27 protein-coding genes are annotated in these 26271 nt (G+C 63.8%); 10 read left to right on the top strand and 17 right to left on the bottom strand.

Going from position 1 to position 26271, the window contains the following annotated elements; genetic code table 11:
- Nucleotides 1–11: 11 nt before the first annotated feature.
- On the bottom strand, nucleotides 12–1259 hold the full coding sequence (locus tag AC07Y0_RS10555; protein WP_498676996.1) for a L,D-transpeptidase family protein: 1248 nt from the start codon (nucleotides 1257–1259) through the stop codon (nucleotides 12–14).
- Nucleotides 1260–1430: 171 nt separating this feature from the next.
- Complete coding sequence (locus tag AC07Y0_RS10550) at nucleotides 1431–2726, bottom strand: DNA polymerase IV (RefSeq protein WP_498676993.1); 1296 nt, start codon at nucleotides 2724–2726, stop codon at nucleotides 1431–1433.
- Between the two features lie 68 nt (nucleotides 2727–2794).
- Here AC07Y0_RS10550 and AC07Y0_RS10545 point away from each other — a divergent pair, with 68 nt between their 5' ends.
- The gene (locus AC07Y0_RS10545) at nucleotides 2795–3382 is read left to right on the top strand and encodes a GNAT family N-acetyltransferase (protein ID WP_498676991.1); all 588 of its coding nucleotides are present in this window, start codon (nucleotides 2795–2797) and stop codon (nucleotides 3380–3382) included.
- Here AC07Y0_RS10545 and AC07Y0_RS10540 read toward each other — a convergent pair.
- On the bottom strand, nucleotides 3377–4024 hold the full coding sequence (locus AC07Y0_RS10540) for a hypothetical protein (RefSeq protein WP_498676989.1): 648 nt from the start codon (nucleotides 4022–4024) through the stop codon (nucleotides 3377–3379). The genes AC07Y0_RS10545 and AC07Y0_RS10540 overlap by 6 nt on opposite strands.
- Nucleotides 4025–4318 (bottom strand): DUF3572 domain-containing protein, encoded by a 294-nt coding sequence (locus tag AC07Y0_RS10535; RefSeq protein ID WP_498676988.1) that lies wholly within the window; start codon nucleotides 4316–4318, stop codon nucleotides 4025–4027.
- Nucleotides 4319–4451: 133 nt separating this feature from the next.
- On the opposite strand from AC07Y0_RS10535, the gene AC07Y0_RS10530 reads away from it, so the two are divergent.
- A complete protein-coding gene (locus AC07Y0_RS10530) occupies nucleotides 4452–4823 on the top strand; it encodes a response regulator (protein WP_498676987.1) in 372 nt (123 codons plus the stop codon).
- A gap of 13 nt (nucleotides 4824–4836) precedes the next feature.
- Nucleotides 4837–6210: a PleD family two-component system response regulator gene (locus tag AC07Y0_RS10525; RefSeq protein WP_498676985.1), complete on the top strand. Its 1374-nt coding sequence runs from the start codon at nucleotides 4837–4839 to the stop codon at nucleotides 6208–6210.
- Between the two features lie 870 nt (nucleotides 6211–7080).
- Here AC07Y0_RS10525 and rpmG read toward each other — a convergent pair.
- The 6 genes from rpmG to topA form a co-directional block, all read right to left on the bottom strand.
- The gene (gene rpmG, locus AC07Y0_RS10520) at nucleotides 7081–7248 is read right to left on the bottom strand and encodes a 50S ribosomal protein L33 (protein ID WP_015915679.1); all 168 of its coding nucleotides are present in this window, start codon (nucleotides 7246–7248) and stop codon (nucleotides 7081–7083) included.
- 90 nt (nucleotides 7249–7338) lie between these two features.
- Complete coding sequence (locus AC07Y0_RS10515; RefSeq protein WP_498676983.1) at nucleotides 7339–8523, bottom strand: MFS transporter; 1185 nt, start codon at nucleotides 8521–8523, stop codon at nucleotides 7339–7341.
- A gap of 10 nt (nucleotides 8524–8533) precedes the next feature.
- The gene (locus tag AC07Y0_RS10510) at nucleotides 8534–9238 is read right to left on the bottom strand and encodes an NUDIX hydrolase (RefSeq protein WP_498676981.1); all 705 of its coding nucleotides are present in this window, start codon (nucleotides 9236–9238) and stop codon (nucleotides 8534–8536) included.
- Nucleotides 9235–9687 carry a DUF983 domain-containing protein gene (locus tag AC07Y0_RS10505; RefSeq protein WP_498676979.1) on the bottom strand — a complete coding sequence of 151 codons (453 nt, stop codon included), beginning with the start codon at nucleotides 9685–9687 and terminating at the stop codon, nucleotides 9235–9237. Before AC07Y0_RS10505 ends, AC07Y0_RS10510 begins: the two co-directional genes overlap by 4 nt.
- 23 nt (nucleotides 9688–9710) lie before the next feature.
- Entirely contained in the window at nucleotides 9711–11969 is a 2259-nt protein-coding gene (gene rnr / locus AC07Y0_RS10500) for a ribonuclease R (protein ID WP_498680211.1), read from the bottom strand.
- A 101-nt stretch (nucleotides 11970–12070) separates the two neighbouring features.
- A complete protein-coding gene (topA, locus tag AC07Y0_RS10495) occupies nucleotides 12071–14758 on the bottom strand; it encodes a type I DNA topoisomerase (protein ID WP_498676977.1) in 2688 nt (895 codons plus the stop codon).
- Nucleotides 14759–15000: 242 nt separating this feature from the next.
- Here topA and AC07Y0_RS10490 point away from each other — a divergent pair, with 242 nt between their 5' ends.
- Nucleotides 15001–15228, top strand: coding sequence for a hypothetical protein (locus tag AC07Y0_RS10490; RefSeq protein ID WP_498676976.1), 228 nt, complete (start codon nucleotides 15001–15003; stop codon nucleotides 15226–15228).
- Here the strand turns inward: AC07Y0_RS10490 and dprA are convergent.
- The 4 genes from dprA to AC07Y0_RS10470 are packed head-to-tail and all read right to left on the bottom strand — an operon-like array spanning nucleotide 15181 to nucleotide 19218.
- A complete protein-coding gene (gene dprA / locus AC07Y0_RS10485) occupies nucleotides 15181–16332 on the bottom strand; it encodes a DNA-processing protein DprA (RefSeq protein WP_498676974.1) in 1152 nt (383 codons plus the stop codon). The two genes, AC07Y0_RS10490 and dprA, sit on opposite strands and share 48 nt — an antisense overlap.
- Nucleotides 16333–16336: 4 nt before the next feature.
- Complete coding sequence (gene plsY / locus AC07Y0_RS10480) at nucleotides 16337–16954, bottom strand: glycerol-3-phosphate 1-O-acyltransferase PlsY (protein WP_498676972.1); 618 nt, start codon at nucleotides 16952–16954, stop codon at nucleotides 16337–16339.
- A 21-nt stretch (nucleotides 16955–16975) separates the two neighbouring features.
- Nucleotides 16976–18265 carry a dihydroorotase gene (locus AC07Y0_RS10475; RefSeq protein ID WP_498676970.1) on the bottom strand — a complete coding sequence of 430 codons (1290 nt, stop codon included), beginning with the start codon at nucleotides 18263–18265 and terminating at the stop codon, nucleotides 16976–16978.
- Nucleotides 18262–19218, bottom strand: a complete 957-nt coding sequence (locus AC07Y0_RS10470) for an aspartate carbamoyltransferase catalytic subunit (RefSeq protein ID WP_028735942.1) — start codon at nucleotides 19216–19218, stop codon at nucleotides 18262–18264. Before AC07Y0_RS10470 ends, AC07Y0_RS10475 begins: the two co-directional genes overlap by 4 nt.
- A gap of 122 nt (nucleotides 19219–19340) precedes the next feature.
- On the opposite strand from AC07Y0_RS10470, the gene AC07Y0_RS10465 reads away from it, so the two are divergent.
- On the top strand, nucleotides 19341–20993 hold the full coding sequence (locus AC07Y0_RS10465) for an acyl-CoA dehydrogenase family protein (protein WP_498676968.1): 1653 nt from the start codon (nucleotides 19341–19343) through the stop codon (nucleotides 20991–20993).
- Here the strand turns inward: AC07Y0_RS10465 and AC07Y0_RS10460 are convergent.
- Complete coding sequence (locus AC07Y0_RS10460; RefSeq protein ID WP_498676966.1) at nucleotides 20975–21910, bottom strand: AEC family transporter; 936 nt, start codon at nucleotides 21908–21910, stop codon at nucleotides 20975–20977. The genes AC07Y0_RS10465 and AC07Y0_RS10460 overlap by 19 nt on opposite strands.
- A gap of 247 nt (nucleotides 21911–22157) precedes the next feature.
- Between AC07Y0_RS10460 and AC07Y0_RS10455 the strand changes: the two genes are divergently transcribed.
- Together AC07Y0_RS10455 and AC07Y0_RS10450 are read left to right on the top strand one after the other, a co-directional pair.
- Complete coding sequence (locus tag AC07Y0_RS10455; RefSeq protein ID WP_498676964.1) at nucleotides 22158–22352, top strand: hypothetical protein; 195 nt, start codon at nucleotides 22158–22160, stop codon at nucleotides 22350–22352.
- Entirely contained in the window at nucleotides 22349–22684 is a 336-nt protein-coding gene (locus AC07Y0_RS10450; protein WP_498676962.1) for a DUF6105 family protein, read from the top strand. Before AC07Y0_RS10455 ends, AC07Y0_RS10450 begins: the two co-directional genes overlap by 4 nt.
- Here the strand turns inward: AC07Y0_RS10450 and ruvX are convergent.
- Both ruvX and AC07Y0_RS10440 read right to left on the bottom strand, forming a co-directional pair.
- Nucleotides 22618–23115, bottom strand: coding sequence for a Holliday junction resolvase RuvX (gene ruvX, locus AC07Y0_RS10445; protein WP_498676959.1), 498 nt, complete (start codon nucleotides 23113–23115; stop codon nucleotides 22618–22620). The genes AC07Y0_RS10450 and ruvX overlap by 67 nt on opposite strands.
- Nucleotides 23116–23132: 17 nt before the next feature.
- Nucleotides 23133–23435: an alkylphosphonate utilization protein gene (locus AC07Y0_RS10440; protein ID WP_028735937.1), complete on the bottom strand. Its 303-nt coding sequence runs from the start codon at nucleotides 23433–23435 to the stop codon at nucleotides 23133–23135.
- A gap of 202 nt (nucleotides 23436–23637) precedes the next feature.
- On the opposite strand from AC07Y0_RS10440, the gene AC07Y0_RS10435 reads away from it, so the two are divergent.
- The 3 genes from AC07Y0_RS10435 to gatA all read left to right on the top strand — a co-directional run bounded on the left by AC07Y0_RS10435 (nucleotide 23638) and on the right by gatA (nucleotide 26268).
- On the top strand, nucleotides 23638–24342 hold the full coding sequence (locus AC07Y0_RS10435; RefSeq protein ID WP_498676957.1) for a metal-dependent hydrolase: 705 nt from the start codon (nucleotides 23638–23640) through the stop codon (nucleotides 24340–24342).
- A 69-nt stretch (nucleotides 24343–24411) separates the two neighbouring features.
- A complete protein-coding gene (gene gatC, locus AC07Y0_RS10430; protein WP_028735935.1) occupies nucleotides 24412–24699 on the top strand; it encodes an Asp-tRNA(Asn)/Glu-tRNA(Gln) amidotransferase subunit GatC in 288 nt (95 codons plus the stop codon).
- Nucleotides 24700–24789: 90 nt separating this feature from the next.
- The gene (gene gatA / locus AC07Y0_RS10425) at nucleotides 24790–26268 is read left to right on the top strand and encodes an Asp-tRNA(Asn)/Glu-tRNA(Gln) amidotransferase subunit GatA (RefSeq protein ID WP_498676955.1); all 1479 of its coding nucleotides are present in this window, start codon (nucleotides 24790–24792) and stop codon (nucleotides 26266–26268) included.
- Nucleotides 26269–26271 lie beyond the last annotated feature (3 nt).

Genomic DNA, 26271 nt, shown 5'->3' with positions numbered 1-26271 from the left:
CGAGGCCCTGATCAGGCCTTCGGTGCGCGGTGGGTGATGGTGATGAAGTCGGTGCCGGGGCCGGTTTCCGGACCGATGCCGGTGTCCGAAATGGTCAGCGACGTGCCTTCGCTCAGCAGCGTTTCGATCCGGTGGCGGATATGGGCGGGGATGGTGATGCGGTCCAACGCGGCTGCCGCATTGTAGACGCTCGTATCGTCGGCGGGCGTCGTGATGCCCAATCGCTTGGTGGTGGCATTCGAGAGGTGGTTCTCAAGCGTCACCGCACGCCAGCTGGCCTTTCTGCCGTAGCGATCCACATCGACGGCCTCGATGAGGTGCGTGCCGAGCGCGATCTGCGGATCGGCGATCGTCACCGGCGCCTCGAACAGCGGCGTGAACTTCTGGCGCACCATGATCTGGCCGAGCGGCGGCTCGCCCTTGCCGGCACTCTTGAACAGCTCGCCGAGGAATTCGGCGGTAATCAGTTCGCCCTTGGTGTCGAGGCCCTTCCAGCGCTTGAAGCCGTTGACGGCGGACACCGTCGCCTTGCCGATATGCCCGTCCGGAATGCCGGCGTCGAAGCCGAGTTCGCCGAGCAGGGTCTGCGCGTCGATCAGCATTTCGCGCTGGCCACGCCGAGTGATGAGGATGCGAAGCGGCGGCTCTTCCTCGAGCATGACCTTGGCCGAGGCGCCTGCCTTCGGCAGAACGTCGGCCATCGCGACTTCGACCGTTTTCAACGAGGCATCGAGCGTGCTTGGACGCAGTTCCGCGTCGGAAAGCAACTGGCCAGCCTGAACGGCAACGCGTGGCGTGAAGAGGTTTGCGTGCTCCAGCCAGACCGGTGCCACCGGCTGGTCGGTGATGATTACATGGGCACCGCGCTCCGTCATGGAGAAGAGCTGCTTGGCAAAGGCCCGCGGCAGGCGCACGCAGCCATGCGACGCCGGATAGTTCGGCACGCTGTTCGATTCATGCAGCGCCACGCCCGACCAGGTGATGCGCTGCATCCACGGCATCGGCGCGTTCGAATAGAGGTTGGATTCGTGGTATTTGCGCTTTTCCAGGATCGAGAAGACGCCGGACGGGGTGGTGTGGCCGGCCTTTCCGGTGGAAACCTTCGACGTGGCGATGATCTGGTCGCCGTCATAGACGGTCAGAGTCTGCTCCGCCTTTGAGACGAAAATCTGAAGCGAGGCGCCATTGCCGGACAGGGCCGGTGTGGCAAAAACGGTCGCGGACAGAAGGCCGAGCGAAGCAGCCAGCGACTTGAACATGATACAGGATCCCCTACGCAATACGAATTGCGGCAGACTATGATGGGAAGCTTAAGGAAGGTTTGAAGAAAATTCGACGTTCACGAACTCGTGTAAACACGCAAAGACTTGATCGGTGCATCGGCTCCGCACTTTGTATTAATCGGCGTGGGTACGAGCAAGTAAAGAGACTCAGATGCGTGTATTCCCCTTTCCGGGAAACGTATAACCGGTCTGTACGCTCGATCTTCCGAACTTCTCCCTCAGCTTGTCCATGGCCATCTCTGCCGCAGCCCGGCGCTGCGCCTGTTCGTCGACGAGATCTGGCGGATCGGCGCGCGACTCGTCCTGGAGGTCGCTGACGCCGATGCCGATCAGGCGGAAGCGCGTTCCGTCCGCTTCCTTTTCCAGCAGGGCGAGCCCGGTGCGAAAGATCCGGTCGGCAAGCTGCGTCGGGTCGTCCAGCCTGCGGTTGCGCGTCCTGAGCTTGAAGTCGGCGGTCTTCAGTTTCAGCACCACGGTCTGACCGGAGATACCGCTCTTTTTCAGCCGCCACGCGACCTTTTCGGACAGCGAACGCAGATGCGTGACCAGTTCCTCGTACTGCCAGATGTCGTCGAAGAAGGTGGTCTCGGCCGAAACACTCTTGGCGGCGTCGTTGAGGTGCACGTCGCGGTCGTCGATGCCGCGCGACAGGCGAAACAGACGCTGCCCCATGGTGCCGTAGCGCCGCATGAGGTCGCTTTCCTCCATGGTCTGCAATTGCCCGACGGTGCGGATGCCGTCGCGCTCCAGCGTCGCGGCAAAGGCCTTGCCGACACCCCAGATGGTGGTGACGGGGCGGGGCGCCAGGAAGGACAGCGCCTCGGCCTCGCCGATCACCGAAAAGCCGCGCGGCTTCTGCAGGTCCGAGGCTACCTTGGCGAGGAACTTGCAGTAGGAGAGCCCGACGGAAACGGTGATGCCGATCTCCTCCTCGACGCGCCGGGCAAACCGCGCCAGGACCCGCGCCGGAGGATCGTGATGCAGCCGTTCGGTGCCCTTGAGCTCGAGAAAGGCTTCGTCGATCGACAGCGGCTGGACGAGCGGCGTCAGCTCTTCCATCATCGAGCGCACCTGCCGCCCGACCCGGACGTATTTCTCCATGTCCGGCTTGATCACCACGGCCTGCGGGCATGCCTCCAGCGCCTTGAACATCGGCATGGCCGATCGCACGCCATGAATGCGGGCGATGTAGCAGGCGGTCGAGACGACCCCCCGCTTTCCCCCACCGATGATCACCGGCTTGTCGACGAGGTCGGGATTGTCGCGCTTCTCCACCGAGGCATAGAAGGCGTCGCAGTCGATGTGGGCGAGTGTCAGCCTGTAGAGTTCGGGATGATAGACCAGACGAGGGCTGCCGCATTGGCTACAGCGCTTTCGGCCCTCCGGCTGCCCTTTCAGGCAATCGCGGCAAAATCCCGGAAGATGATCGTTGGACGCGGCCATGATGAGAACAAAGGTTGAACATTGCCACCTTACGCGCTAGCCTGATCGCACTCAAGAGGCAAGATTCGATGAATGAGACCGTGTTCACAACAAAGCCTTTGACCGCTGACCTCTGGCCCGATTTCGAGATGGTGATGGGGCCGCAGGGCGCCTGTTATGGCTGCTGGTGCACCTATTTTCGCCTTGCGCCGGCGCAGCGCAAGCTGCTCGGTGGTACCGAAAAGAAGCAGTACATGCGGGCGCGCGTGCTGTCCGGGCCGCCGCCGGGCCTGATCGGCTATCGCGACGGCCAACCGGTCGGCTGGGTGCAGGTGGGGCCGCGCAGCGATGTGCCCAACTGGAACTCGCCGCGCACCGTGTCCCGCCCGGTGGACGAGGTCGATGCGGCCGATCCGGGCGTCTGGGCAATCAGTTGCTTTTTCGTCGTCTCGTCCGGCCGTGGTGTCGGCCTCAGCCATCTCTTGCTGGCCGCAGCCGTCGACTTTGCCAGACAAAACGGAGCAAGCCGCGTCGAGGCCTGTCCGATCGATCGCACCAAACAGTCGAAATCCGTCGGTCTCTATGTCGGGCCGACGCGGATTTTTCGCGCCGCCGGTTTTGAAGAGGTGGCCTTGCGCAAGGAGGGCAGGCCGCTGATGCGGCTGGCGTTCTTATGAGGCCCGGCTAGTGCTGCAATGCCGGCGGATGTGCTGCGTTGCCTCGGGCCAGTCTGCAACGCGCAGGACGGGCGGCACGGCCGGCGGCGCATGCCGATGGATCTCGGAGACCGGGATCATGTGCAAGAGCAGGCAATCGCTGACATGGGTTCCAACCGAAACCAGATTGTGCGCCATGTCGTCGATGAAGGCGACCGGCAGCGGGCGACCGCCATGCAGGGTTTCGACAACGGGCCCCTTGGGCTGTTGGGTCGCCACCAGCGGCTGGCTGAGGCCGATCGAGTCGAGCAGGCGCCGGCGTCGGTCGGCAAAGCGCGGCGGCATGGCGGTCAGGAACACGATGTCGGCATCACGGGCGATGGCCTCGATCGCCGCTGCCGTCGTGGGAAATGGCGTCTGCCAGGTCTCCTGGGCGTCGAAGAAGGCGTCGATAAGATCGCTGACCTCCCGGTCGGGCAGGGCGGTCTCCGTCGCTTGGGACACGATATTGCCATGCAGCCGGAACGAGCGGGGAACCAACCTGTGACCCAGACTGTCGAGATAGGATTGAAAGGGGACGATGAACTGCAGCACGACGTCGTCGACGTCGCAGACGACCAGGGGCCGATCGCTCAACCGGATTGCGTCGACCCCCTGCGTCATTCAGAAGTCTCCCGAATCGAGCGTCGGACCATTGTAGTGATGCGAGGCGCTGACGACGGCTTCCGGCTTGGTGTCGGTCGCCGCGCAGAAGGCCATGAGGGTCGGCTCGTGCGCCATGAGGAAATCCAGCATGCCGGCCATGAAGGCGGGATCGCGAATCGACTGGCGCAATTGGTCGGGCTGGGTGCCCGAAAGGGCCAGAAAGCGGCCGAGCATGTCCGGCTCGCCGGCAAGCCAGCCGAAAACGGCGATGGCGGTTTCCTCGGCACTTATGGGTATGCTGCTGTTCTTCATGGGCCTTTCCGGATTTCTCGTTACAGTTACCTATTTCTCAACCAAATGACCTTAGCATGACATCGCACCAGGAGTGCAAACTGCCGCACCGCAGCGATCTGTGGATGCCAGGCAGGATGAGGGGACGGGGTTTATGCCGAAGAAGGTAATGATTGTCGAAGACAACGAGCTCAATATGAAGCTCTTCCGCGATCTTATCGAAGCTTCTGGCTATGAGACGATCCAGACCCGTAATGGCATGGAGGCGCTTGATCTGGCGCGCAAGCATCGCCCTGACCTGATCCTGATGGATATCCAGCTGCCCGAGGTCTCCGGCCTCGACGTGACCCGTTGGCTGAAGGAAGACCCCGAGCTACACGTGATCCCGGTGATTGCCGTCACGGCCTTTGCCATGAAGGGCGACGAGGAACGCATCCGCCAGGGCGGTTGCGAAGCCTATGTCTCCAAGCCGATTTCCGTGCCGAAGTTCATCGAGACGATCAAGACCTATCTGGGCGACGCGTGAGGGAACGGGGCCGATGACCGCGAGAATACTTGTCGTCGATGACATTCCGGCCAATGTGAAGCTGCTCGAGGCCCGCCTGATTGCCGAGTACTTCGAGGTGCTGACCGCCGACAACGGCCGTGATGCGCTGGACATTTGCGACCGCACCCAGGTCGACGTGGTTCTGCTCGACATCATGATGCCCGAAATGGATGGTTTCGAGGTCTGCGAGCGGCTGAAGGCCAATCCGCGCACTGCCCATATTCCGGTCGTCATGGTGACGGCGCTGGATCAGCCGTCCGACCGCGTGCGCGGCCTGAAGGCCGGCGCCGACGACTTTCTCACCAAGCCGGTCAATGATCTGCAGCTGATCTCGCGGGTCAAGAGCCTCGTGCGCCTGAAGACGCTCAGCGATGAATTACGCATCCGCGCCGACACCGCCCAGTCGATAGGCATCGACGATCCCCTGCGCCTCAGCGAAGGCCGGCTCGAGGAGGCGGCCCAGGTGCTGCTGGTCGACAGCCGCGGCAGTTCCCAGGAACGCATCATCAAGACGCTGAAGCCGATCGCTGTCGTGACCGCGATGTCCGACCCGCAGGCCTCCGTGTTCGATGCGGCCGAAAACCCCTATGACCTGGTCATCGTCAACGGCAATCTCGACGACTACGATCCGCTCCGGCTCTGCTCGCAGCTGCGCTCGCTGGAGCGCACGCGCTTCATCCCGATCCTGCTGATCACCGAGCATGGCGACGAGCAGATGATCGTCCGCGCGCTTGATCTCGGCGTGAACGACTATATCGTGCGGCCGCTCGATCCCAATGAACTGGTGGCCCGCACGCTGACGCAGATCCGTCGCAAACGCTTCAACGACCGTCTGCGCCACAGCGTCACGCAGACGATCGAACTCGCCGTCACGGACGGCCTGACGGGGCTGCACAATCGTCGCTACCTCGACAGCCACCTGAAGATGCTCTTCACCCGGGCTCAGGCGCGCGGCAAGTCGCTGTCGGTGTGCATCACCGACATTGATCGCTTCAAGCAGGTGAACGATACCTATGGCCATGACGCCGGCGACGAGGTGCTGAAGGAATTCGCCATGCGTGTGCGCTCGACCGTGCGCGGTGCCGATCTGGCATGCCGCTACGGGGGCGAGGAATTCGTCGTCGTCATGCCCGATACGGCGGCCGACGTCGCGGCCGTGATTGCAGAGCGCCTGCGCGGCATCATCGAGTCCAAGCCCTTCGTGCTCAAGGGGGCCGGGGTGTCGCTCGACATCACCGCCTCGATGGGCATCGCGACGGCGGGCCGTGGCTTCGATACGCCGGAGCAGTTGCTGAAGCAGGCCGATCTGGCGCTCTATCAGGCGAAACGAGACGGACGAAACAGGGTGGTGGCCGCCGCAGCCTGACCCTTGGTGTATCGAAACGACGCGGGCCGTGCCTCTGGTCGGGGGCAATCCGGTCCTTCTCTTTTTGTCAAGTTGCCGAATTGGGGGATTGCGCCGAAATTCCCTGTGAATGACAATGGTCAGAATTCAGCGTTTTATCGCTCTGCGGCGCGAACCGCTTCCATTGCCCAAAAGGCTCTTCCTGGAGATGTGCTTTTGGCTTTCGGCGCGAAGGCTATGCGTTTCTGAGTGCTCTGAGTATTTCACAACTATAGATAGACTGCCCGGCAAATTCTACCTGCGCGGATGTATTTTTGTTTTCGGATGCATTTGCGGGATATTGTGTCCCCTTCGCAGCCAAGGCTTTGAAGATTGAATTTTTCCACATTGGACGCAGGAAACTACTTCGGTATTGCAATATTGGCGTTAAGTAAAATATTGGGGTCCTGATTGTAGTCGGCTCTTCTAAACTGTGCCGTCCTCTCGCATTTTAACCATAGCCGAAAGCAAAATGTGGAAGAGTTAAGAAACTGTTGATTTTCTTCTGAAGTTAAGCGAAGTTGAGATCAACAGAAAGAACGCCTCGCGAAGAGGCCAATCGATGCCCCATGATGCTCAGGTCCGCCGCATCTCCTGGGTCGTGGGGTCGGTCGGTTGGTACGCAAGTAATTAACGGTTCCTCGTGCCGTATTTGTGTACTGACCGACCCCCATCTTTCAAGCAAGGGCACCGCAGCCGGCCAGGCGCGGTGCCTTTTTTGCCTGTGGTCCTTCCGCCCGAGACGGAGCAGGCGAGGGGCGCTCAGCCCGCGGCAAGAATTCTCCGATTCCCAAAACGAAAAGGCGCGCTGCCCGGGGCAACGCGCCTGATACGCTGAAAACCGATCAAGAATTACTTGATCTTGGTTTCCTTGAATTCGACGTGCTTGCGTGCGATCGGATCGTACTTCGTCTTCGTCATCTTGTCCGTCATCGTACGGCTGTTCTTGGTGGTGACGTAGAAGAAACCCGTGTCGGCTGTCGACAGCAGCTTGATCTTGATGGTTGTAGCCTTGGCCATGGTCGTCCTGCCTTTAATAAACGAAGCCGTGGACGACCGAACGAAGCCCACGGCAAATCTGGCGCGAAACTACAAATCGCGCCGGAAAAGTCAAGTCCGTTTCCCTCTGAAAAGCAGCCGGCCCACCGAAAGCGCCACGTAAAGGCCGAAGAAACCGGCAATTGCCCAAGCAAAGCCGTGGTTTCCGGAAATGTCGATGGCGGCGCCGATCGCCTGCGGGCCGGCGACCGTGCCGACCGCGTAGCAGAAGACGAAGGCCGCATTGGCCGCCGCGAGGTCCGAGCCGGTGAGGCGCGAGCCGAGATGGCTGAGGCCCACCGTATAGAGGCCCGAGACGCTGCCGCCCCAGAAAAGCAGCACGATGGCCATTAGCAGCCAGTTCTCCGACAGCCAGGGGAGCGCCAGCGAACCGGCAAGCCCGATCACCGCCATGGCCGACAGCAGCAGCCTGCGGTCCTTCAGATGGTCGGAAAGCATGCCGAGCGGGATCTGGAAGATCATGTTGCCGACGCCCATCACGGTCAGCAGCAGGGCCGCCTGCGATTCGCCAAAACCGATTCGGGTGGCGTAGATCGGAAACAGCGACAGCCCGCCGACCTCCACGGCGCCAAAGATGAAGACCGCGGCCGTCGCCGTCGGCACGAGGAAGATGTAGCGCAGGAAATGACTGCTGGGCTTCTCGTCGAGCGCCGGGCTTTCGCCGCGCGCGATGTAGATCGGAATGGCGGCGACGAGAATGGCGATCGCGCCCACGGCGAAGGGCAGGATGCCGTCACTGCCGAGAACGGAGAAGAGCAGGGGGCCGGAGGCGAAGCCGACCGACAGCACGGTCGCATAGATGCCGAGCACCAGGCCGCGCCGCGATGGCGGCGCTGCGGCATTGATCCAGAACTCGGACAGGATGAAAAGGGTCGTGGTCGCCCCGTGGAAGACGATGCGCAGCGGAAACCACATCCAGAACTGATCCGCATAGTAGAAGCCGAGCGAGCTGATCGCGGCGAAAAGGACCGCCCACAACATGGTGCGCGCCACGCCGAAGGAATGGGCAATCTTGGTGGTGACCGGTGCCGCTGCCATCGCCGCGACGCCCGCCATCGCCGAGTTCAGGCCGATCAGCGTGGAGGATATGCCGCGCTTCTCCAGAATGATGCTGAGCAGCGGCAGGCCAAGGCCGATCGCGATGCCGACCGCGGTGATGGCCGATATGGCGGCAACCAGCGAAGGCCAGTGGATCTCCTCGCGGTGACCGTTTGCGCCGCAGTCCGGCTTTGACATCAGTCTGACCTCAAATGGTTTCGCGGAAAAAACGCCCGTTTCGGGAGAAGTAGAACGGGCCGTCGCTTCCGAACGGCAGGGATGGATCGCTCTTCATCTGTGCCTTCACGTCGTCGAGGATCGTCCTCGTGATCGCCGGCATGTTCAGACTGGAAAGGTCTTCCATGTCAAGCCAACGAAGGTCGTGCAATTCGGACGAATCACTGATGCCCGCCGGATCGACCGCCGCTTCGTCAGTAAAAGTCAGAAAGAACCGGGTGTCGAACCGCCGCACATTGCCCGGCGGCGTGATGGCGCGAGCGACATAGCGCAGGCTGCCAAGATCGGCGACAAGGCGGGAAATCCCCTTGCGACCGTTTTCCGTGCGTCCGATGAGGAGCCCGGTTTCCTCGACAAGTTCGCGCACGGCTGCAAGGGCGAGGCCCCGGCTCCGATTGAGCGCAGCCGTGCTCGCGTCGCCGCCGGTCAGCCTGGCAATCACCAGTGGGTTCAGGTCGCGCAGGAAAGCCTGCCGGCTGTCGCCGCGGTCGCGTCGCCCGCCCGGAAAGACGTAGAGGTTCGGCATGAAGACATGCGCGCTGCCGCGCTTGCCCATCAGCACGCGGGGCGTGTCGCCGCTGCGGTCGACAAGCAGAAGCGAGGCGGCGTCCCGCGGACGCATCCTCGCGGACGCCTGGGATGTGGCGTCCTGCTGATGGAACGGATGGCTGCTCATGGTCTGGTGGTCGGACCGAGGCTCTCGGGTTCGTCCGTCTCGCCGCCGAAGCCGTGCATGCGCAGCGCCCACTGCAGGCCGATCACTCCGCCCTTGATCGGCTGGATGGTAACAAGCGCTGTGATCACGCCGAGCGGCGCCCAGATCGCCAGATGGATCCAGTCCGATGCCGGGAAGATCAGGTCGGTCATCATGAAGCCGCCGAGCAGAACGTGGCCCAGCACCATGATCACCAGATAGGGCGGCAGGTCGTCGGACCGGTGGTGGAAGATTTCCTCACCGCAGGCCGCACAGGTGTCGACCGGCTTCAGATAGGCGCGAAAGAGCTTGCCGCTGCCACAGGCAGGACACTGGTTGAGCAGGCCGCGCATGATGGATCGGCCGAGGGGCCGTTCCGCTTCCGCGTCTCCGCCGAAGCGCACGGGTTCGTCCTGCTGGCTGGCGGGCATGTCTTTTCCTTCCATGTCTTTCCTCACCGTCTCGGCCGGCTGGGCCGGGTGCCGGGCTTCTTGAACGCACCGCGCCGGCCGGCCTTGTGGAACGAGCGGGTGGCGGTCGGCATGGGCCGCCCTTCGCTCAGCATCTCGAAGCGCAGGGCGCCGGCAAGCGGGATCGCCTCCACGAGCTTCACCTCGACCGAATCGCCCAGCCGGTAGCCGAGCCCGGTCTTTTCGCCGGACAGCGCCTGATGCGCTTCGTCGTAGATATAGTAGTCGCGGCCCAGAGTCGAAACGGGCACGAAGCCGTCGGCGCCGAACTGCGGCAGGGTAATGAACAGTCCGGCCTTGGTGACGCCGGAAATCTGCCCATCGAATTCGTCGCCGACCCGGCCGGCGAGATGATGGGCGATAAGCCGGTTGACGGTGTCGCGTTCGGCGGCCATGGCACGTCGCTCGAAGGTCGAGATTTCCGCCGCGATGTCGTCGAGCGACGCCTCTTCCTCCGGCGTGATGCCGCCTTCGCCGAGCCCCAGCGAGCCGACCAGCGCACGATGCACGATCAGGTCGGCATAGCGCCGGATCGGCGAGGTGAAATGGGCGTATTTCAGCAGGTTGAGGCCGAAATGGCCGATATTCTCCGGGCTGTAGATCGCCTGGCTCTGGCTGCGCAGCACCATTTCATTGACCATGGTCTGGTGCGGCGTGTCGAGCGCCTTGGCGAGAATGCCGTTGAACGAGTTCGACCGCAGTCCTGCGCCCTTGGCGAGCGTCAGGCCGATGGTGGCGAGAAATTCGCGCAGCGTCTCCTGCTTGGAAAGCTTCGGCGCGTCATGGATTCGGTAGACGAGCGGCTGGCGCTTCTTCTCCAGCGTCTCTGCGGCCGAAACATTGGCCTGGATCATCATTTCCTCGATCAGCTTGTGGGCGTCGAGGCGTTCCGGCACATGAACGCGGTCCACCGTGCCGTCGGGCTTGAGGATGATCTTGCGCTCGGGCATGTCGAGTTCGAGCGGCTGGCGACGGTCGCGGCCGCGCTTCAGCACCTCATAGGCGTGCCACAATGGCCTCAGGATGGGCTCCAGCAACGGACCGGCCTTGTCGTCGGCCTTGCCGTCGATCGCCGCCTGGGCCTGCTGGTAGGAGAGCTTGGCGGCACTCTTCATCATCACGCGATGGAATGTGTGTCCGGCCTTGCGGCCTTCCTTGGAGAAGGTCATGCGCACGGCAAGCGCCGGCCGGTCGACGCCCTCGCGCAGCGAGCAGAGGTCGTTGGAAATCCGCTCGGGCAGCATCGGCACGACGCGGTCGGGGAAATAGACGGAGTTGCCGCGCTTCAGCGCTTCGCGGTCGAGCGCCGATTTCGGCCGGATATACCAGGAGACGTCGGCGATCGCCACCGTGACGATCACGCCGTCGGGATTGTCGGGCGAGGGGTCGCGCTCGGCATAGACCGCGTCGTCGTGGTCCTTGGCGTCGTGCGGGTCGATGGTGATCAGCGGCACATGGCGCCAGTCCTCGCGGTGCGACATGGAGGTTTGCTCTGCCGCATCCGCCTCGTCGAGGACCGATTGCGGGAAAATGTGCGGGATGCCGTGCGAATAGATGGCGATCATCGAGATCGCCTTCTCCGAGGCGACCGACCCGATCACGTTCAGCACGCGGGCCTGCGTCAGTCCCATGCGGCCCGTACGGGCAATCTCGACCTCGACCAGGTCGCCGTCCCTGGCGTCTCCCAGGTCGGCGGCTGAGATCAGCATTTCCTCGCCGCGCCGTTCGATCGGCATCAGCCGTCCGCCACCACCCGGCATTTCGCGGTACACGCCGAGCAGCGCGTTGCGATGCCGGTCGATGACCTTGATGATGCGCGCGCTATAGGCGGGACCTGCACGGTCCTTGGAGGCGAATATCTTGGCAAGCACCCGGTCGCCCAGGCCGCCGACGGGCGCCTTGCCCCTGGCGCGGTCGGCGCTCGACTGGCGGATGGCGACGGCTGGCGCGACGCCCAGTTCCTCGTTCCATTCCGCCGGCCGGCCGATCAGTTCGCCGTCCTTGTCGCGCGTGGTGATGTCGAGAACGGTGACGGGGGGGAGAGCGCCCGGCCGCTTCAGCGACTTGCGGTCCTTCTGCACCAGGCCGTCGTCCTCGAGCGAACGCAGCACCTCCTTGAGCTCGACCCGTGTTTCGCCCTTCAGCCCGAAGGCCTTGGCGATCTCGCGCTTGGAGGCGCGATCCGGGTTGTCGGCGATGAACTCGAGCAACACTTCCCGCGACGGTACCTCGCCATGGATGATCGTCGGCTTGTCGCCTGCCGCCCCCGCAGCCTCCGCACGCCGGCTCCTGCGGTTGCCGGAGGCGGGGTTGGGAGAACGGTCGCGCGGGGTCTTGCTCAAATCTAGCTCTTCTTCGTCTTTGGTGCCGCCTTGGCCTTCGGCTTGGCGGCGGTTGTCTTCTTTGGCTTTGCCGCGGTGGCGTCGGCGGCAGCGGCCTTGGCCTTGACGGCCTTCGGTTTCGCGGCGGCCTTGGCCGGGGCCTTCTTCGCCGCGGTTTTCTTGGTTCCGCTCTTGCCCGCCTTCTCGGCGATCATGAGCAGGGCTTCTTCCAGCGTCACCGACTGCGGGTCCTTGCCCTTCGGCAGCGTGGCGTTGACCTTCGCCCAGTTAATATAGGGACCATATTTGCCATCGCGAACAGTAATCGCGCCGCCGTCCGGATGTTCCCCGATTTCCTTGAGGGCCGCAGCCGTCCGACCGCGTCCACCCGGTCCCTTACTCTGCTTTTCCGCCAGAACCGTGACGGCCCGATTGAGGCCGACCGAAAGCACGTCCTCGATGTTGTCGAGATTGGCATAGGTGCCGTCATGCAGGATGAACGGTCCGTAGCGGCCGAGGCCGGCCGTGATCATCTTGCCGGTCTCCGGATGGTTCCCGACCTCGCGCGGCAGCGAAAGCAGCGACAGAGCCTTGTCGAAATCGATGCTGTCCGGGGTCCAGCCCTTGGGCAGCGAGGAGCGCTTGGCCTCCTTGCCGTCGCCGCGCTGGACGTAGGGTCCGAAGCGGCCGCTGCGCAGGGTGATTTCCTCGCCCGTCGCCGAATCCTTGCCAAGCGCTTTCGGTTCGTTCGAACCGGATGCCTCGGCCTCCGCCCCACCCTCGGAGGTGAGCTGGCGCGTGAAGCTGCATTCAGGATAGTTCGAACAGCCGACGAAGGCGCCGTACTTGCCGAGCTTCAGCGACAGGTTGCCTGTGCCGCAGACCTGGCAGATGCGCGGGTCCGAGCCGTCCTCGCGCTTCGGGAAGACCAGCGGGGCCAGGGCCTCGTTCAGCGCGTCGAGAACATTGGTGACGCGCAGTTCCTTGGTGTCCTCGATCTGGGCGAAGAAATTCGTCCAGAATTCGCGCAGCACGTCCTTCCAGTTCAACTCGCCGGCGGAGATCTGGTCGAGTTTCTCCTCGAGATCCGCGGTGAAGTCATACTCGACATAACGGGTGAAGAAGTTCTCGAGGAAAGCCGTCACCAGCCGGCCCTTGGAATGCGGAATGAGCTTGCGCTTGTCGATCGTCACATATTCGCGGTCGCTCAGCGTCTTCAGAGTCGCGGCATAGGTGGAGGGGCGGCCGATGCCGAGCTCTTCCATCTTCTTGATCAGCGTCGCTTCCGAATAGCGCGGCGGCGGCTCGGTGAAATGCTGGGTCGCGTTGACCTTCTGCTTGGCCAGCGCTTCCCGCGCATTGATCTCGGGCAGACGGCCTTCGTCGTCGCCGTCCTCGGCCGGTTCGCCCTCTTCCTTCTGGTCGGTATAGGCGGCGATGAAACCGTCGAAGCGGATGACCGAGCCGACGGCGCGCAGGCCGGCCTTGTCGCCATTGTTGTCGGCGAGGATCTCGACCGTGGTGCGCTCGATTTCCGCCGACGCCATCTGGCTGGCGATGCCGCGCTTCCACACGAGGTCGTAGAGACGCATCTGGTCGGCGTCGAGGAAACGGCGCACCTTGTCGGGCGAGCGGTTGAAGTCGGTCGGACGGATCGCTTCGTGGGCTTCCTGGGCGTTCTTCGCCTTGGTCGAATAGAAGCGCGGCTTCTCCGGCACGTAGCGCGGACCGAACTGGTCGGCGACGGCGGCGCGGGCGCCGTCGATCGCCTCGGGCGCCATCTGCACGCCGTCGGTACGCATATAGGTGATGAGACCGACCGTCTCGCCGCCGATGTCTATGCCTTCATACAGCTTCTGTGCGACCTGCATGGTGCGCGAAGCCGAGAAACCGAGCTTGGAGGAGGCGGCCTGCTGCAGGGTGGACGTGGTGAAGGGCGGGCCGGGATTGCGCTTGACGGGCTTTGCCTCGACGCTGTCGACGACATATTTCGCGCCTTCGAGCAGCGTCTTGATGCCACCAGCCTGCTCGCCATTGGTCACGGAATTGCGCTGGATGCGCTTGCCGAGATGCGAGACGAGCCTTGCCTCGAACTCGTCGCCGCGCGGTGTCTTGAGCAGCGCGGAAATGTTCCAGTATTCCTCGGCGACGAAGCGTTCGATTTCCGTCTCGCGGTCGCAGACCAGGCGCAGCGCCACCGACTGGACGCGGCCGGCCGAGCGGGCGCCCGGCAGCTTGCGCCACAGCACCGGCGAGAGGTTGAAACCGACGAGATAGTCGAGCGCGCGGCGGGCGAGATAGGCATCGACCAGCGCGCCGTCGATGTCGCGCGGATGCGCCATCGCGTCGAGCACCGCCTTCTTGGTGATGGCGTTGAAGACGACGCGCTTGACCGGCTTGTCGCCGATCACCTTCTTCTTCTTGAGAAGGTCGAGCACGTGCCAGGATATCGCTTCACCCTCGCGATCCGGGTCGGTTGCAAGAATGAGGCCGTCGGCGCCCTTCATGGCGTCGGAAATATCCTTCATCCGCTTGGCCGAGGCCGTGTCGACTTCCCAATCCATGGCAAAGTCGTCGTCGGGGCGCACCGATCCGTCCTTGGCCGGCAGATCGCGCACGTGACCGAAGGATGCAAGCACCTTGTAGCCGGGACCCAGATACTTGTTGATCGTCTTGGCCTTGGCCGGAGATTCTACGACTACGACATCCATTGCGTTTCTCTGTACTGCGGAAAAGGCTTTTCATCCGGGCCTTTGCGGCCAGGTCCCGAAAACCGGTTCCCCGACATGGAGGGGGATTCGGCCGCGGTCAAGGGGGCAGTTGGATTTTCTCCCAGATGCAACGCGATACAACCAGATGTAGATTCCCGGTAGATTGCAATTTAAGATAATAGGCACTATCGTTTTCGCAACTGAGGTACAACCGCATCGCGCGGTAATTGCGGGTAGGAAACATGGTCTCGAAAACGACGAACGGTGGCGAGTCGCGCACGGGAGAAAACATAGCCTATATCCGGCAGATGCTCGGTGAATTGCGCATGGTCGCCGAGAAGGAAGGCGCCGAGATGCTCTGCTACCTGATCGAGATGGCCTATGTCGAGGCTGGCGACCTGCAGCTGGGGCGCCGCTCGCTGTCAATCCATCATCGCAATGGAAACAAGTCCACCCGGATGCCGGTGTAGCCGCCCCGCAATGTCGAGTTCCAGCAGCACCAGATAGACCGCGGAAGGCGCAAGCCCGGTATGGCGCACGATATCGTCGATTTCGACCGGGGTCGGGCCGAGCGCATCGGTGATGCGAGCGCGATCATTGTCGCTCGGCGGCGGAGCCATTCCATGGTCCGCGCTGCCGCCTGGTTCATCGGCTTCATGACCGGAAAAGAGTTCGACCTGTGACAGCGGCGCAAGGGCCTGCAGCACGTCGTCCGGCCGCGTCGTTACGGTTGCGCCGTCCTTCAGCAGGCCGTTGGTGCCTTCGCAGCGTGGATCGAGCGGCGAACCGGGCACGGCAAAGACGAGCCGGCCGAAATCGCCGGCGAGCCGCGCGGTGATCAGCGAACCGGAACGCGCCGCCGCCTCGACGACGACAACGCCGAGGGCGACGCCGGCGATCAGCCGGTTGCGGCGGGGAAAGTCCCGGGCGCGCGCTTCCCAGCCGAACGGCATTTCCGAGATCGCCAGTCCCCGACCGTCCCAGATCTCGCGCAGGAGGTCGATGTTTTCCGGCGGGTAGGGGCGGTCGAGCCCGCCGGCCATGGCCGCGATCGTGCCGGTCTCGAGACTCGCCCGATGCGCGGCGGTGTCGATGCCGCGGGCCAGGCCGGAAATGATCGCGTAGCCCGCCCGGCCGATGTCGCGCGCCATGAGCGCGGCGAACTTCGTCCCACTGATCGAGGCATTGCGCGAACCGACCACGCCGACGGTCGGCAGGCCTGCCGCCGAAAGGTCGCCCTTCACCGCCAGCAGCGGCGGCGCGCCGTCGATCTGTCGAAGGGCTGCCGGATAGTCCGGTTCGCCGATGCCGAGGAAGCGCGCGCCGAAGCGTGCGGCCGTCTCCAGTTCCTGTTCGGCTTCCGCTTCTGTGGCGATGCGGATCGCGCGCGTCGAGCCGCCGCGCCGGGAAAGCTCCGGCAGCATGGCAAGCGCGGTTTCCGCCGTGCCGAAATGATTGATCAGATCGCGAAAGGTCGCGGGGCCCACATTGTCGCTCCGGATCAGTCTTAGCCAACTGATCCTTTGCCGGTCGTTCAGCGCAATCCCTGCCCGTCTTGCGCCTGGCTCCGGCATGCCTTCATCCCTTCTTGCCGATCTTGCTCTCGGTTCCCGCGATCAGCCGTTCGATATTGGCCTTGTGCCGCCAGTAGGTGATGGCCGTCATAACGGCGGTGACCAGGGCCGCGTCACGAGTGCCCAGTATCCACAATACAACCGGGATGACAAGGGTTGCAACCAGAGCGGACAGCGAGGAGTAGCGGGTGATGAAGGCCAGCGTCAGCCAGACCACGGCGAAGACGGGAACCATCAGCGGCGCCACGCCGAGCAGGGTGCCGATATAGGTGGCGACGCCCTTGCCGCCCTTGAAGCCGAGCCAGATCGGGAAGAGATGGCCGATGAAGGCGGCGAAGCCGGCGATCAGGCCGGCATTCTGGCCGAACACGGCCTGGGCGATCACTGCGGCGACGGTCGCCTTCAGCGCATCGAGCAGGAGGGTCGCGGCGGCGAGCTTCTTGTTGCCGGTGCGCAGCACGTTGGTCGCGCCGATATTGCCCGAGCCGATCGAGCGCAGGTCGCCATGGCCGGCCATGCGGGTGAGCAGCAGGCCGAACGGGATCGAGCCCAGCAGATAGCCGAGGCTCAGCACGGCGATCAGTGCAGGCCATCCGATTGCAAGAAAATTGACGCTGGCCACCTGAACTCCCCCTTGGTTCTCTTAAAGCGAATGCACGCACTTGCCGGTGACATAGGTCGCGACGGCACGGCCGGAGAAGCGGGCATCCTCGAAGGGCGTGTTCTTCGAGCGCGACAGCAGCAGTTCCTTGGCGACCAGCCACGGTTCGTCGAGGTCGATCAGCGTGATGTCGGCCTTCGAGCCGGGCCGGAGCGAGCCGGCGTCGAGACCGAAGATCTCGGCCGGACGGGTCGACATGGCGTCGATCAGCCGCATCAGCGGCACATGGCCGCTGTGATGCAGGCGCAGTGCTGCAGACAGCATGGTCTCGAGGCCGATCGCACCGTCGGCTGCGTCGGCAAAGGGCAGGCGCTTGGTGTCGACGTCCTGCGGGTCGTGCGACGAGACGATGATGTCGACGGTGCCATCGGCGATCGCCTGGACCATGGCCATGCGGTCGTCTTCGGCCCGCAGCGGCGGCGTCAGCTTGAAGAAGGTGCGGTATTCGCCGATGTCGTTTTCGTTCAGCGCCAGATGATTGATCGAGATGCCGCAGGTAACCCTGGCGCCGCGGCCGCGCGCCACGCGGATCGCCTCTGCCGATTCGGGCACGGAGATCTTCGCGGCATGGAACTTGGCGCGCGCCAGCCCGGCGATGCGCAGATCGCGTTCGAGCGGGATGATTTCCGCTTCCCTGGGAACGCCGGAAAGCCCGAGCCAGCTGGCGAACAGCCCCTCGTTCATCACGCCGTTGCCGAGATATTTTTCGCGGGGTTCGAGGTCGATGACCGCGCCGAATTCGCGGGCATAGGTCATGGCCCGACGCAGCACCAGCGTGTCGGAAAGCCCGTGGCGGCCGTTGGTGAAGGCGACGGCCCCGGCTTCCTGCAGCAGGCCGATCTCGGTCATTTCCTCGCCGGCGAGGTGCTTGGTCAGCGCCGCTGCCGGATAGACATTGACGACGGCCTTGTCGCGGGCGGTCTTCTTGACGAATTCGACCAGCGCGATGTCGTCGATCACCGGATCGGTGTCCGGCATCATGATGAAGGAGGTGACCCCGCCGGCAGCCGCCGCGCGGCTCGCCGAGGCGATCGTTTCGCGGTGTTCGGCGCCCGGTTCGCCGACGAAGACGCGGGCGTCGACCAGCCCCGGAACGGCGGTAAGACCGGCACAGTCGCGGATTTCCGCGCCGTCTGGCGCGCCCTGGTTCAGGGCCTCGGCGCCGGCGGCCAGCACGCGACCGTCTTCGCCCACGATGATCGTGCCGATGGTGTCGAGCTGGCGGGACGGATCGACGATACGGACATTGTTGAAGACGAGCGGCCGGTTCATGCGCCCATTCCTTCGCTGCGCGGACCCTGGTTCTGCGAGATCAGCAGGGCTTCCATCACCGCCATGCGCACGGCGACGCCCATTTCCACCTGCTGTTCGATGACGCTCTGCGGACCGTCCGCCACTTCCGAGGCGATTTCCACGCCGCGGTTCATCGGACCGGGATGCATGACGAGCGCGTCTTCCTTCGCCGCCTTCAGCTTCTCCGCGTCGAGGCCGTAGAAGTGGAAGTATTCGCGCACCGACGGCACGAAGGCGCCGGCCATGCGCTCGCGCTGCAGGCGCAGCATCATCACCACGTCGGCGTCCTTCAGGCCTTCCTTCATGTCGTGGAAAACCTCGACGCCCATGTCGGCGATGCCCGAGGGCAGCAGCGTCGCGGGCGCGACGACCCGCACCCGTGCGCCCATGGCGTTCAGCAGGAGGATGTTGGAGCGGGCGACGCGCGAGTGCAGCACATCGCCGCAGATCGCCACGATGATGCGCGACAGCTTGCCCCTGGCGCGGCGGATCGTCAGCGCGTCCAGCAGCGCCTGGGTCGGATGTTCATGCTGGCCATCGCCGGCATTGACCACCGAGCAGGCCACCTTCTGGGCCAGCAGCGCCGCAGCACCTGCGGACGAGTGGCGCACCACCAGCACGTCCGGCCGCATGGCGTTCAGCGTCATGGCCGTGTCGATCAGGGTCTCACCCTTCTTCACCGACGAATTGCCGACCGACATGTTCATCACGTCGGCGCCAAGGCGTTTTCCGGCCAGCTCGAACGAGGACTGGGTCCGCGTCGATGCCTCGAAGAAGAGGTTGATCTGGGTGAGGCCGCGAAGCGTGGAAGTCTTCTTCTCCCGCTGGCGGCTGATTTTGACGGCTTCGTCGGCCCTGTCGAGCAGATAGGTAATATCCTGCTCGGTCAGACCCTTGATGCCGATGAGATGGCGATGGGGAAAGAAGACCATGGACGTCCTCCTGAGATGTCACGCGGTCTATAAAGAAGGCCGGGCCGGGGGGCAAGCATATGCTATGTGGATAGAAGCGCGGTCCCCATGTAAAACGAATCGATTTCCGCTAGAGGATCGGCATGACCCCAATGAACCGGACTGAAGAAAAGCTCGCAGAACTGAACCAGCCGAAACCCTGGTCCGGTATCAATGCCTATCGCTCCGATCCGCTGCTCGTCGACCTCACCGCCTCGCTGTCGCGCGGACTGCGCGAGGAATACGACGTCATCGGCAAATACGTGACCTCGCACGAGGCGCAGGAACTGGCGCGCATGGCCAACCAGAGCCCGCCGCAACTGCGCACCCACGGCGTTCGGGGCGAGCGGCTCGACGTCGTCGAGTTTCATCCGGCCTGGCACGCACTGATGCGCCGCTCCATGTCGGTCGGCCTGCATTCCTCCGTATGGGAAAACCAGAGCGAGGCGCGCGGCCACGAGCATCTGGCCCGCGCCGTGCGGTTCTTCCTGACAGCGCAGCTCGAATGCGGCCATCTCTGCCCGCTCACCATGACCAGCGCCTCGGTCGCCGCCCTCGTCGCCTCGCCGCACGTGCAGAAGGAATGGGCGCCGAAAATCCTGTCGCGCAAATATGATTCGTCCAACAAGCCGGCCATGCAGAAGACTGCCGTCACGATCGGCATGGGCATGACGGAAAAGCAGGGCGGCACGGATGTACGCGCCAACACCACGTCCGGCGAGCGGGTGGGCGAGGGGATCTATCGCCTTTCGGGCCACAAGTGGTTCATGTCGGCGCCGATGAGCGACGCTTTCGTCATGCTCGCACAGACCAAGGACGGCATGGGCTGCTTCCTCGTGCCGCGCCTGCTCGAGGACGGCTCGGCCAACGGCCTCGAGTTCCAGCGCCTCAAGGACAAGATCGGCAACCGTTCCAACGCCTCGTCCGAAGTGGAGTTTTCCGAAACCTTCGGCTTCCTGCTCGGCACGCCGGGTGACGGCATCCGCACTATCCTCGACATGGTGACGCTGACCCGGCTCGATTGCGCGCTCGCGTCGGCCGGCATCATGCGCGCCTCGATGGCCGAGGCGGTGCATCACGTGCGCGGCCGCTCGGTGTTCGGCAAGAAGCTGATCGACCAGCCGATCATGACGCGTGTGCTCGCCGACATGGCGCTCGACGTCGCAGCCGCTACGGCCCTTGCCCTCAAGCTCGCCGACTCCTTCGACCGCGCCCGCGAGAATGCGGTCGATGCCGCCTATGCCCGCGTCATGACGCCGGTGGTCAAGTACTGGATCTGCAAGATGGCACCGGCGCTGATCTATGAGGCGATGGAGTGCATCGGCGGCAGCGGCTATATCGAGGAGCGGCCGATTGCCCGCCACTACCGCGAAGCCCCGGTCAATGCGATCTGGGAAGGCTCCGGCAACGTCATGGCGCTCGATCTGCTTCGGGTGCTGAGCCGCGGCAAGGACCTGTTCGAGACGATCTTCGCCGGGCTGGAGCGCGATCTCGGCGCGTCGGGCAAGAAGACGGTGGAAGTGCTGCGCGCCGCGACCGCCCTTGCCGAGCGCGACGAGGGGGCGGCCCGCCTGCTGATCGAGCAGTTGGCGCTCGCGGCGGCCGCTGCCGAACTCTACAAGCTCGGGGCGGGCAAGATCGCCGATGCCTTCCTTGAATCGCGCCTCGCCGGCGGCTGGCGCCATACCTATGGCGTGCTCGATGCCCGCTTCGACGCTCGCTATGTGCTCGACCTGCTCTATCCCGCGGCGAGCTGACGGACGAGATAAAGCACCAGGGGAATGGTGAGTACCGCAGCGACCGTCTGCACGGTCGCCGTTGCCGCGTAGAGCGGCGCGTCGCCGCCCATCTGCTTGGCGAGAATATAGCCGTTCATGGCGGTCGGCACGGCGGCGCTGAGGATCAGCATCACCAGAATGTCCCCCTCGACGCCGAACAGCAGGGCCGTGCCGGCCATGACGGCCGGAAACACCAGCAGCTTCAGTACCGAGCCGAGGATGACGTTCGGCTGCGGGTTCAGTGCGTCCATGATCCTCAGGCCCGCGCCGACCATGATCAGGCCAAGCCCCAGCGAAGCGCTCGCCACCAGGTCGACCGCGGTCATGATCGGCTCATAGACGTCTATCCCGGCGATATTGACCAGGACCCCGAGGGCCGACCCCAGGATGATCGGGTTGGATATGAGCTTCAGGGCAAAGTGCTTGAGGTTTCGGCCGTTGCCGGAAAACCAGATGACGACGCCGACATTGATGACGTTCAGGGGGATGATGATCACCGCCATCACCACCGCAACGACGGTGAGCCCGGCGGGACCGGACAGCTTCTCGGCGATCGCCAGCGCCATGAAGCCGTTCCAGCGCGTCGCGGTCTGGAAGATCGAGGTGAAGGCCGGTCCTTCCACCCCAAGCCGGTTGAGCGGGTGCCAGAGCGTCAGCACCAGTGCCGACATGATCCCGACGGCCAGCAGGGCGCTGACGCTGACGGCGCCCGTGTCCATGGTCGAAAAATCGGCCTTGGCCAGCGTCTCGAACAGCAGCGTCGGGAAGAGCACATAGTAGCCGAATTGCTCGAGCCCGCCCCACAGGCTGTCGTCGATCAGCGGCCACCGCTTGAGCAGCGCGCCGAGCAGCACGAGCAGGAAGATCGGCAGGATGCTTTCGAAAATCAGGAGCATTGGGTTCGCTTTCGGGGCTGGACGCCGGGGAGGGCAGGTTCCGATTAGCAGGTCAGGGTCGGGCGAGGCAATCGAGCCATTGCCTGTTTGCCGGTCCGTCCGGCCGCCGCTTCCTTGTCGGAGCCGATCACCGATGTCTTGCGTTATCCCCAACGGCCGTTAACCTTAACAAAGGGTTTACGTTGCGAGCCTCCGGTTAACAGGCCAGTTTCTTCTCGGAACGGGATAGGTGAATCGGACGGTCGCAATGGGAACCGCATTGGCAAGAGTGACGTTGACGACCGTCATGGCGGTGTTCTTCGCCGGCCTTGCGCTGGATATCGCGGTACCGGCCGTGGTGCTGAGCGTGATGGCGGGGTCGAACTGGCTGGTTCAGGTCTGGCCCGAATCACAGGCCGGCGCCGGGTCACGGCCGCAGCAATGGAAGGGGAGACCCGCATGAAGGTATTTCTGGTGCTGTGGGCGCTGCCTATCCTGCTGCTCGGCAGCTGGTACAGCCTGTCCTATTACGACATGAGCTTCGGCATCTTCATGCTGACCCGCCAGGCGCATGACCTGGTGTTCTCCGTCTACGGCCACGTTCTTGGCCTGCCGCCCGAAACGATCCCGCCGCTCGTCGCCCGGGCCATCGTCGTCGACAGCGCGATCATGTTCGCCATCATCGCATTTCGTCGTCGAAAGAAGATCGCGGCCTGGTGGGCGGCCCGTCAGGCCTCGTCGGAACTGCGGCCCATCGTCGTGCCGAGCGCCGACAATCTGTCCAACGCGCCCTGAAGAATGAAGCTTGCGGCGGCGGAATCGATCCGCTCGCTGCGCTTGGCCCGCGACACATCCATTTCCAGAAGCGCCCGTTCGGCGGCAACCGTCGACAGACGCTCGTCCCAGTAGACGAAGGGAATGTCGGTCTTTTCCGACATCGAGCGCACGAAGGCCCGCGTCGCCTGCACGCGCGGTCCGGCCGAGCCGTCCATGTTCGTCGGCAGGCCGATGATGAAGGCGGCCACGTTCTCCTTTGCCGCGAAAGCCAGGAGCGTTTCGGCATCCTGGGTGAACTTCACGCGCTTGAGCACCGTTCGCGGTGTGGCGAACCGCCGACCGAGATCCGACATCGACAGCCCGATGGTCTTGGTGCCGAGGTCGAGGCCGGCAATCGCCTGTCGGGGCTGCAACACTTCCGCCAGTTCTTCGATGGTGAGCGTGGTCATGCTGCGGCCCCGGCCAATTAGCGCTTGCGCACGAACTCGGTCCTGAGGACCAGTCCCTTGATCGTGTCGTTCCGGCAGTCGATCTCTTCCGGGTCTTCCGTCAGGCGGATCGACTTGATGACCGTTCCCTGCTTGAGCGTGGTGTTGGTACCCTTGACCTTCAGGTCCTTGATCAGCGTGACGGAATCGCCGTCCGCCAGAACATTGCCGGCCGAATCCTTGGCAACCGGCTTGGCATTGGCAGCAGCGGCCACTTCGGAGGCAGGGCGCCATTCGCCTGTCACTTCGTCATATACATAATCGTCGTCGTCGGCGGCCATTTTGGTCTCCTGTCGTAAGCGTTGATAGTCGGCCGGACGACCGGAGCGGTGAGGGCGGCCTTGCCAACCCGAAGGCTGGTCGCTGCGGCTTATCTTACGCTCGACCGGGGCGCAACACGGTGAGCCCGCCGTTTGAGGAGAACACGGTTGCCGACGGTAGGGCATGGCATATATTCGTGCAGCGCACCGAAGGGAGAATATCATGAAGATCACGTGGCTCGGCCATTCCGCATTCCGTCTCGATACCGCCAAGGCCAGCATCCTCATCGATCCGTTCTTCACCGGCAATCCCGGTTTTGCCGGGTTGGACCGCAAGGACGCCACCGCCGGCGTCACCCACATCCTCTTGACCCATGGTCACGGCGACCATGTTGGCGATGCCTTGCAGATCGCCGACGAGACGGGCGCCACCGTGGTCGCCAATTTCGACCTCTGCATGTGGCTGGCCCACAAGGGGCTGAAGAATTTCTCGCCCGGCAACACCGGCGGCACGATCGGCTTCGAAGGCTTCACCGTCACCTTCACCAATGCGCTTCATTCCTCCGCCCAGATCACCGAGGACGGGGTCTCCCATGCGCTCGGCAGCGCCAATGGCCTGATGCTGCATATCGAGGGCGAGCCCTCGCTGCTGCATATGGGCGATACCGACATCTTCTCCGACATGAAGCTGATCAACGAACTGCACCAGCCGGATATCGGCATCGTGCCGATCGGCGACCGCTTCACCATGGGCGGTGCCGTGGCCGCGCTCGCCTGCCGCCGTTTCTTCGATTTCAAGACGGCGTTCCCCTGCCACTACGGATCGTTTCCGATGATCGACCAGACCCCGGAGAAGTTCGTGCTCGGTATGGAGGGCACCCGCACCCGCGTGGCCACGCCGACAGCCGGCGATAGCGTGGAAGTCTGACAAATCCCCCGTTGCGCCTGAGCTTTGCGGCCATTATAGCGGAGGAAACTAAAGACCTGGAGAATACCGATGTCCGTTGATCTCAAGACCGTCAAGCGCGTCGCGCACCTGGCCCGAATCGCGCTCAGCGAAGACGAAGCCGAACGGATGATGGGTGAGCTGAACGGTATTCTCGGCTTCGTCGAGCAGCTTTCCGAGGTCGATGTTTCCGGGGTCGAGCCGATGACCTCGGTCACGCCGATGGCGATGAAGAAGCGCCAGGACGTGGTCACCGACGGCGGCAAGGCCGACGACATCGTCGCCAATGCCCCGGAAACCGACCGCAATTTCTTCCTGGTGCCGAAGGTGGTCGAATAAGCAGGGGGACCAAGCGTCTCTCTCCCTTCCGCCGATCCCGATTTCCGGGCGCTTGGCCAAAGCGCCGATTTTCTGAAGTGAACCGACATCATGAGCGAACTGACCAGCCTCACCATTGCCGAAGCCCGCGCCAAACTGGTGGCCAAGGAAATCACGGCCGTCGAACTGACGGACGCCTATATCCAGGCGATCGAGGCCGCCAATGACGCCATCAACGCCTATGTGACGGTGACTGGCGACAAGGCCCGCGAGATGGCCAAGGTGTCGGACGCGCGCATCGCCGAAGGCAAGGCAGGCGCACTGGAAGGCATTCCGCTCGGCATCAAGGACCTGTTCGCCACCCGCGACGTCCACACCCAGGCCTGCTCGGGCATCCTGAACCGCTTCAAGCCGAAATACGAATCGACCGTCACCCAGAATTTGTGGGACGACGGCGCGGTCATGCTCGGCAAGCTGAACATGGACGAGTTCGCCATGGGCTCGTCCAACGAGACCTCGCACTACGGACCGGTGGTCAATCCGTGGAAGGCGCGCGGCTCCAACCAGCAGCTCGTGCCTGGCGGATCGTCCGGCGGCTCGGCCGCAGCCGTTGCCGCGCATCTGTGCGCCGGCGCCACCGCCACCGACACCGGCGGCTCGATCCGCCAGCCCGCCGCCTTTACCGGCACCGTCGGCATCAAGCCGACCTATGGCCGCTGCTCGCGCTGGGGCGTCGTCGCCTTCGCCTCCTCGCTCGACCAGGCCGGCCCGATCGCCCGCGACGTGCGCGACGCCGCGATCCTGTTGCGGTCGATGGCTAGCACCGACGCCAAGGACACGACCTCGGTCGATATTCCGGTGCCGGACTACGAAGCCTCGCTCGGCCAGTCGCTGAAGGGCATGCGGATCGGCATTCCGAAGGAATACCGCGTCGACGGCATGCCGGATGAGATCGAGAAACTCTGGAGCCAGGGCATTGCCTGGTTGAAGGACGCCGGCGCCGAGATCGTCGACATTTCTCTGCCGCACACCAAATACGCGCTGCCGGCCTACTACATCGTCGCGCCGGCCGAAGCCTCGTCGAACCTTGCCCGGTATGACGGCGTGCGTTACGGCCTGCGTGTCGACGGCAAGGACATTGCCGACATGTACGAGAAGACCCGCGCGAACGGCTTCGGCACCGAGGTCAAGCGCCGCATCATGATCGGCACCTATGTTCTCTCGGCAGGCTATTACGACGCCTACTACCTGCAGGCGCAGAAGGTCCGCACGCTGATCAAGCGCGATTTCGAGCTGGCCTTCAACGACGTCGACACCATCCTGACGCCGGCCACCCCGTCCTCGGCCTTCGCCATCGGCGACGAGGCACTCGCCGCCGATCCGGTCGCGATGTACATGCAGGACATCTTCACCGTTACGGTCAACATGGCCGGCCTGCCGGGCCTCTCCGTACCCGCCGGCCTCGACGCCAAGGGCCTGCCGCTCGGCCTGCAGCTGATCGGCCGCCCGTTCGAGGAGGGCACGCTGTTCAAGACCGCCCACGTCATCGAACAGGCCGCCGGCAAGTTCACGCCTTCGAAGTGGTGGTAGGGT

It is taken from the genome of Allorhizobium sp. GW101-3B10, assembly GCF_059424725.1.
This window is presented reverse-complemented; position numbering and strand designations above follow the sequence as displayed.

Coding starts and splice junctions, on each gene's coding strand:
- AC07Y0_RS10555 (WP_498676996.1), bottom strand. CDS start 1,259: ATGTTCAAGTCGCTGGCTGCTTCGCTCGGCCTTCTGTCCGCGACCGTT.
- AC07Y0_RS10550 (WP_498676993.1), bottom strand. CDS start 2,726: ATGGCCGCGTCCAACGATCATCTTCCGGGATTTTGCCGCGATTGCCTG.
- AC07Y0_RS10545 (WP_498676991.1), top strand. CDS start 2,795: ATGAATGAGACCGTGTTCACAACAAAGCCTTTGACCGCTGACCTCTGG.
- AC07Y0_RS10540 (WP_498676989.1), bottom strand. CDS start 4,024: ATGACGCAGGGGGTCGACGCAATCCGGTTGAGCGATCGGCCCCTGGTC.
- AC07Y0_RS10535 (WP_498676988.1), bottom strand. CDS start 4,318: ATGAAGAACAGCAGCATACCCATAAGTGCCGAGGAAACCGCCATCGCC.
- AC07Y0_RS10530 (WP_498676987.1), top strand. CDS start 4,452: ATGCCGAAGAAGGTAATGATTGTCGAAGACAACGAGCTCAATATGAAG.
- AC07Y0_RS10525 (WP_498676985.1), top strand. CDS start 4,837: ATGACCGCGAGAATACTTGTCGTCGATGACATTCCGGCCAATGTGAAG.
- rpmG (WP_015915679.1), bottom strand. CDS start 7,248: ATGGCCAAGGCTACAACCATCAAGATCAAGCTGCTGTCGACAGCCGAC.
- AC07Y0_RS10515 (WP_498676983.1), bottom strand. CDS start 8,523: ATGTCAAAGCCGGACTGCGGCGCAAACGGTCACCGCGAGGAGATCCAC.
- AC07Y0_RS10510 (WP_498676981.1), bottom strand. CDS start 9,238: ATGAGCAGCCATCCGTTCCATCAGCAGGACGCCACATCCCAGGCGTCC.
- AC07Y0_RS10505 (WP_498676979.1), bottom strand. CDS start 9,687: ATGCCCGCCAGCCAGCAGGACGAACCCGTGCGCTTCGGCGGAGACGCG.
- topA (WP_498676977.1), bottom strand. CDS start 14,758: ATGGATGTCGTAGTCGTAGAATCTCCGGCCAAGGCCAAGACGATCAAC.
- AC07Y0_RS10490 (WP_498676976.1), top strand. CDS start 15,001: ATGGTCTCGAAAACGACGAACGGTGGCGAGTCGCGCACGGGAGAAAAC.
- dprA (WP_498676974.1), bottom strand. CDS start 16,332: ATGCCGGAGCCAGGCGCAAGACGGGCAGGGATTGCGCTGAACGACCGG.
- AC07Y0_RS10475 (WP_498676970.1), bottom strand. CDS start 18,265: ATGAACCGGCCGCTCGTCTTCAACAATGTCCGTATCGTCGATCCGTCC.
- AC07Y0_RS10470 (WP_028735942.1), bottom strand. CDS start 19,218: ATGGTCTTCTTTCCCCATCGCCATCTCATCGGCATCAAGGGTCTGACC.
- AC07Y0_RS10465 (WP_498676968.1), top strand. CDS start 19,341: ATGACCCCAATGAACCGGACTGAAGAAAAGCTCGCAGAACTGAACCAG.
- AC07Y0_RS10460 (WP_498676966.1), bottom strand. CDS start 21,910: ATGCTCCTGATTTTCGAAAGCATCCTGCCGATCTTCCTGCTCGTGCTG.
- AC07Y0_RS10455 (WP_498676964.1), top strand. CDS start 22,158: ATGGGAACCGCATTGGCAAGAGTGACGTTGACGACCGTCATGGCGGTG.
- AC07Y0_RS10450 (WP_498676962.1), top strand. CDS start 22,349: ATGAAGGTATTTCTGGTGCTGTGGGCGCTGCCTATCCTGCTGCTCGGC.
- ruvX (WP_498676959.1), bottom strand. CDS start 23,115: ATGACCACGCTCACCATCGAAGAACTGGCGGAAGTGTTGCAGCCCCGA.
- AC07Y0_RS10440 (WP_028735937.1), bottom strand. CDS start 23,435: ATGGCCGCCGACGACGACGATTATGTATATGACGAAGTGACAGGCGAA.
- AC07Y0_RS10435 (WP_498676957.1), top strand. CDS start 23,638: ATGAAGATCACGTGGCTCGGCCATTCCGCATTCCGTCTCGATACCGCC.
- gatC (WP_028735935.1), top strand. CDS start 24,412: ATGTCCGTTGATCTCAAGACCGTCAAGCGCGTCGCGCACCTGGCCCGA.
- gatA (WP_498676955.1), top strand. CDS start 24,790: ATGAGCGAACTGACCAGCCTCACCATTGCCGAAGCCCGCGCCAAACTG.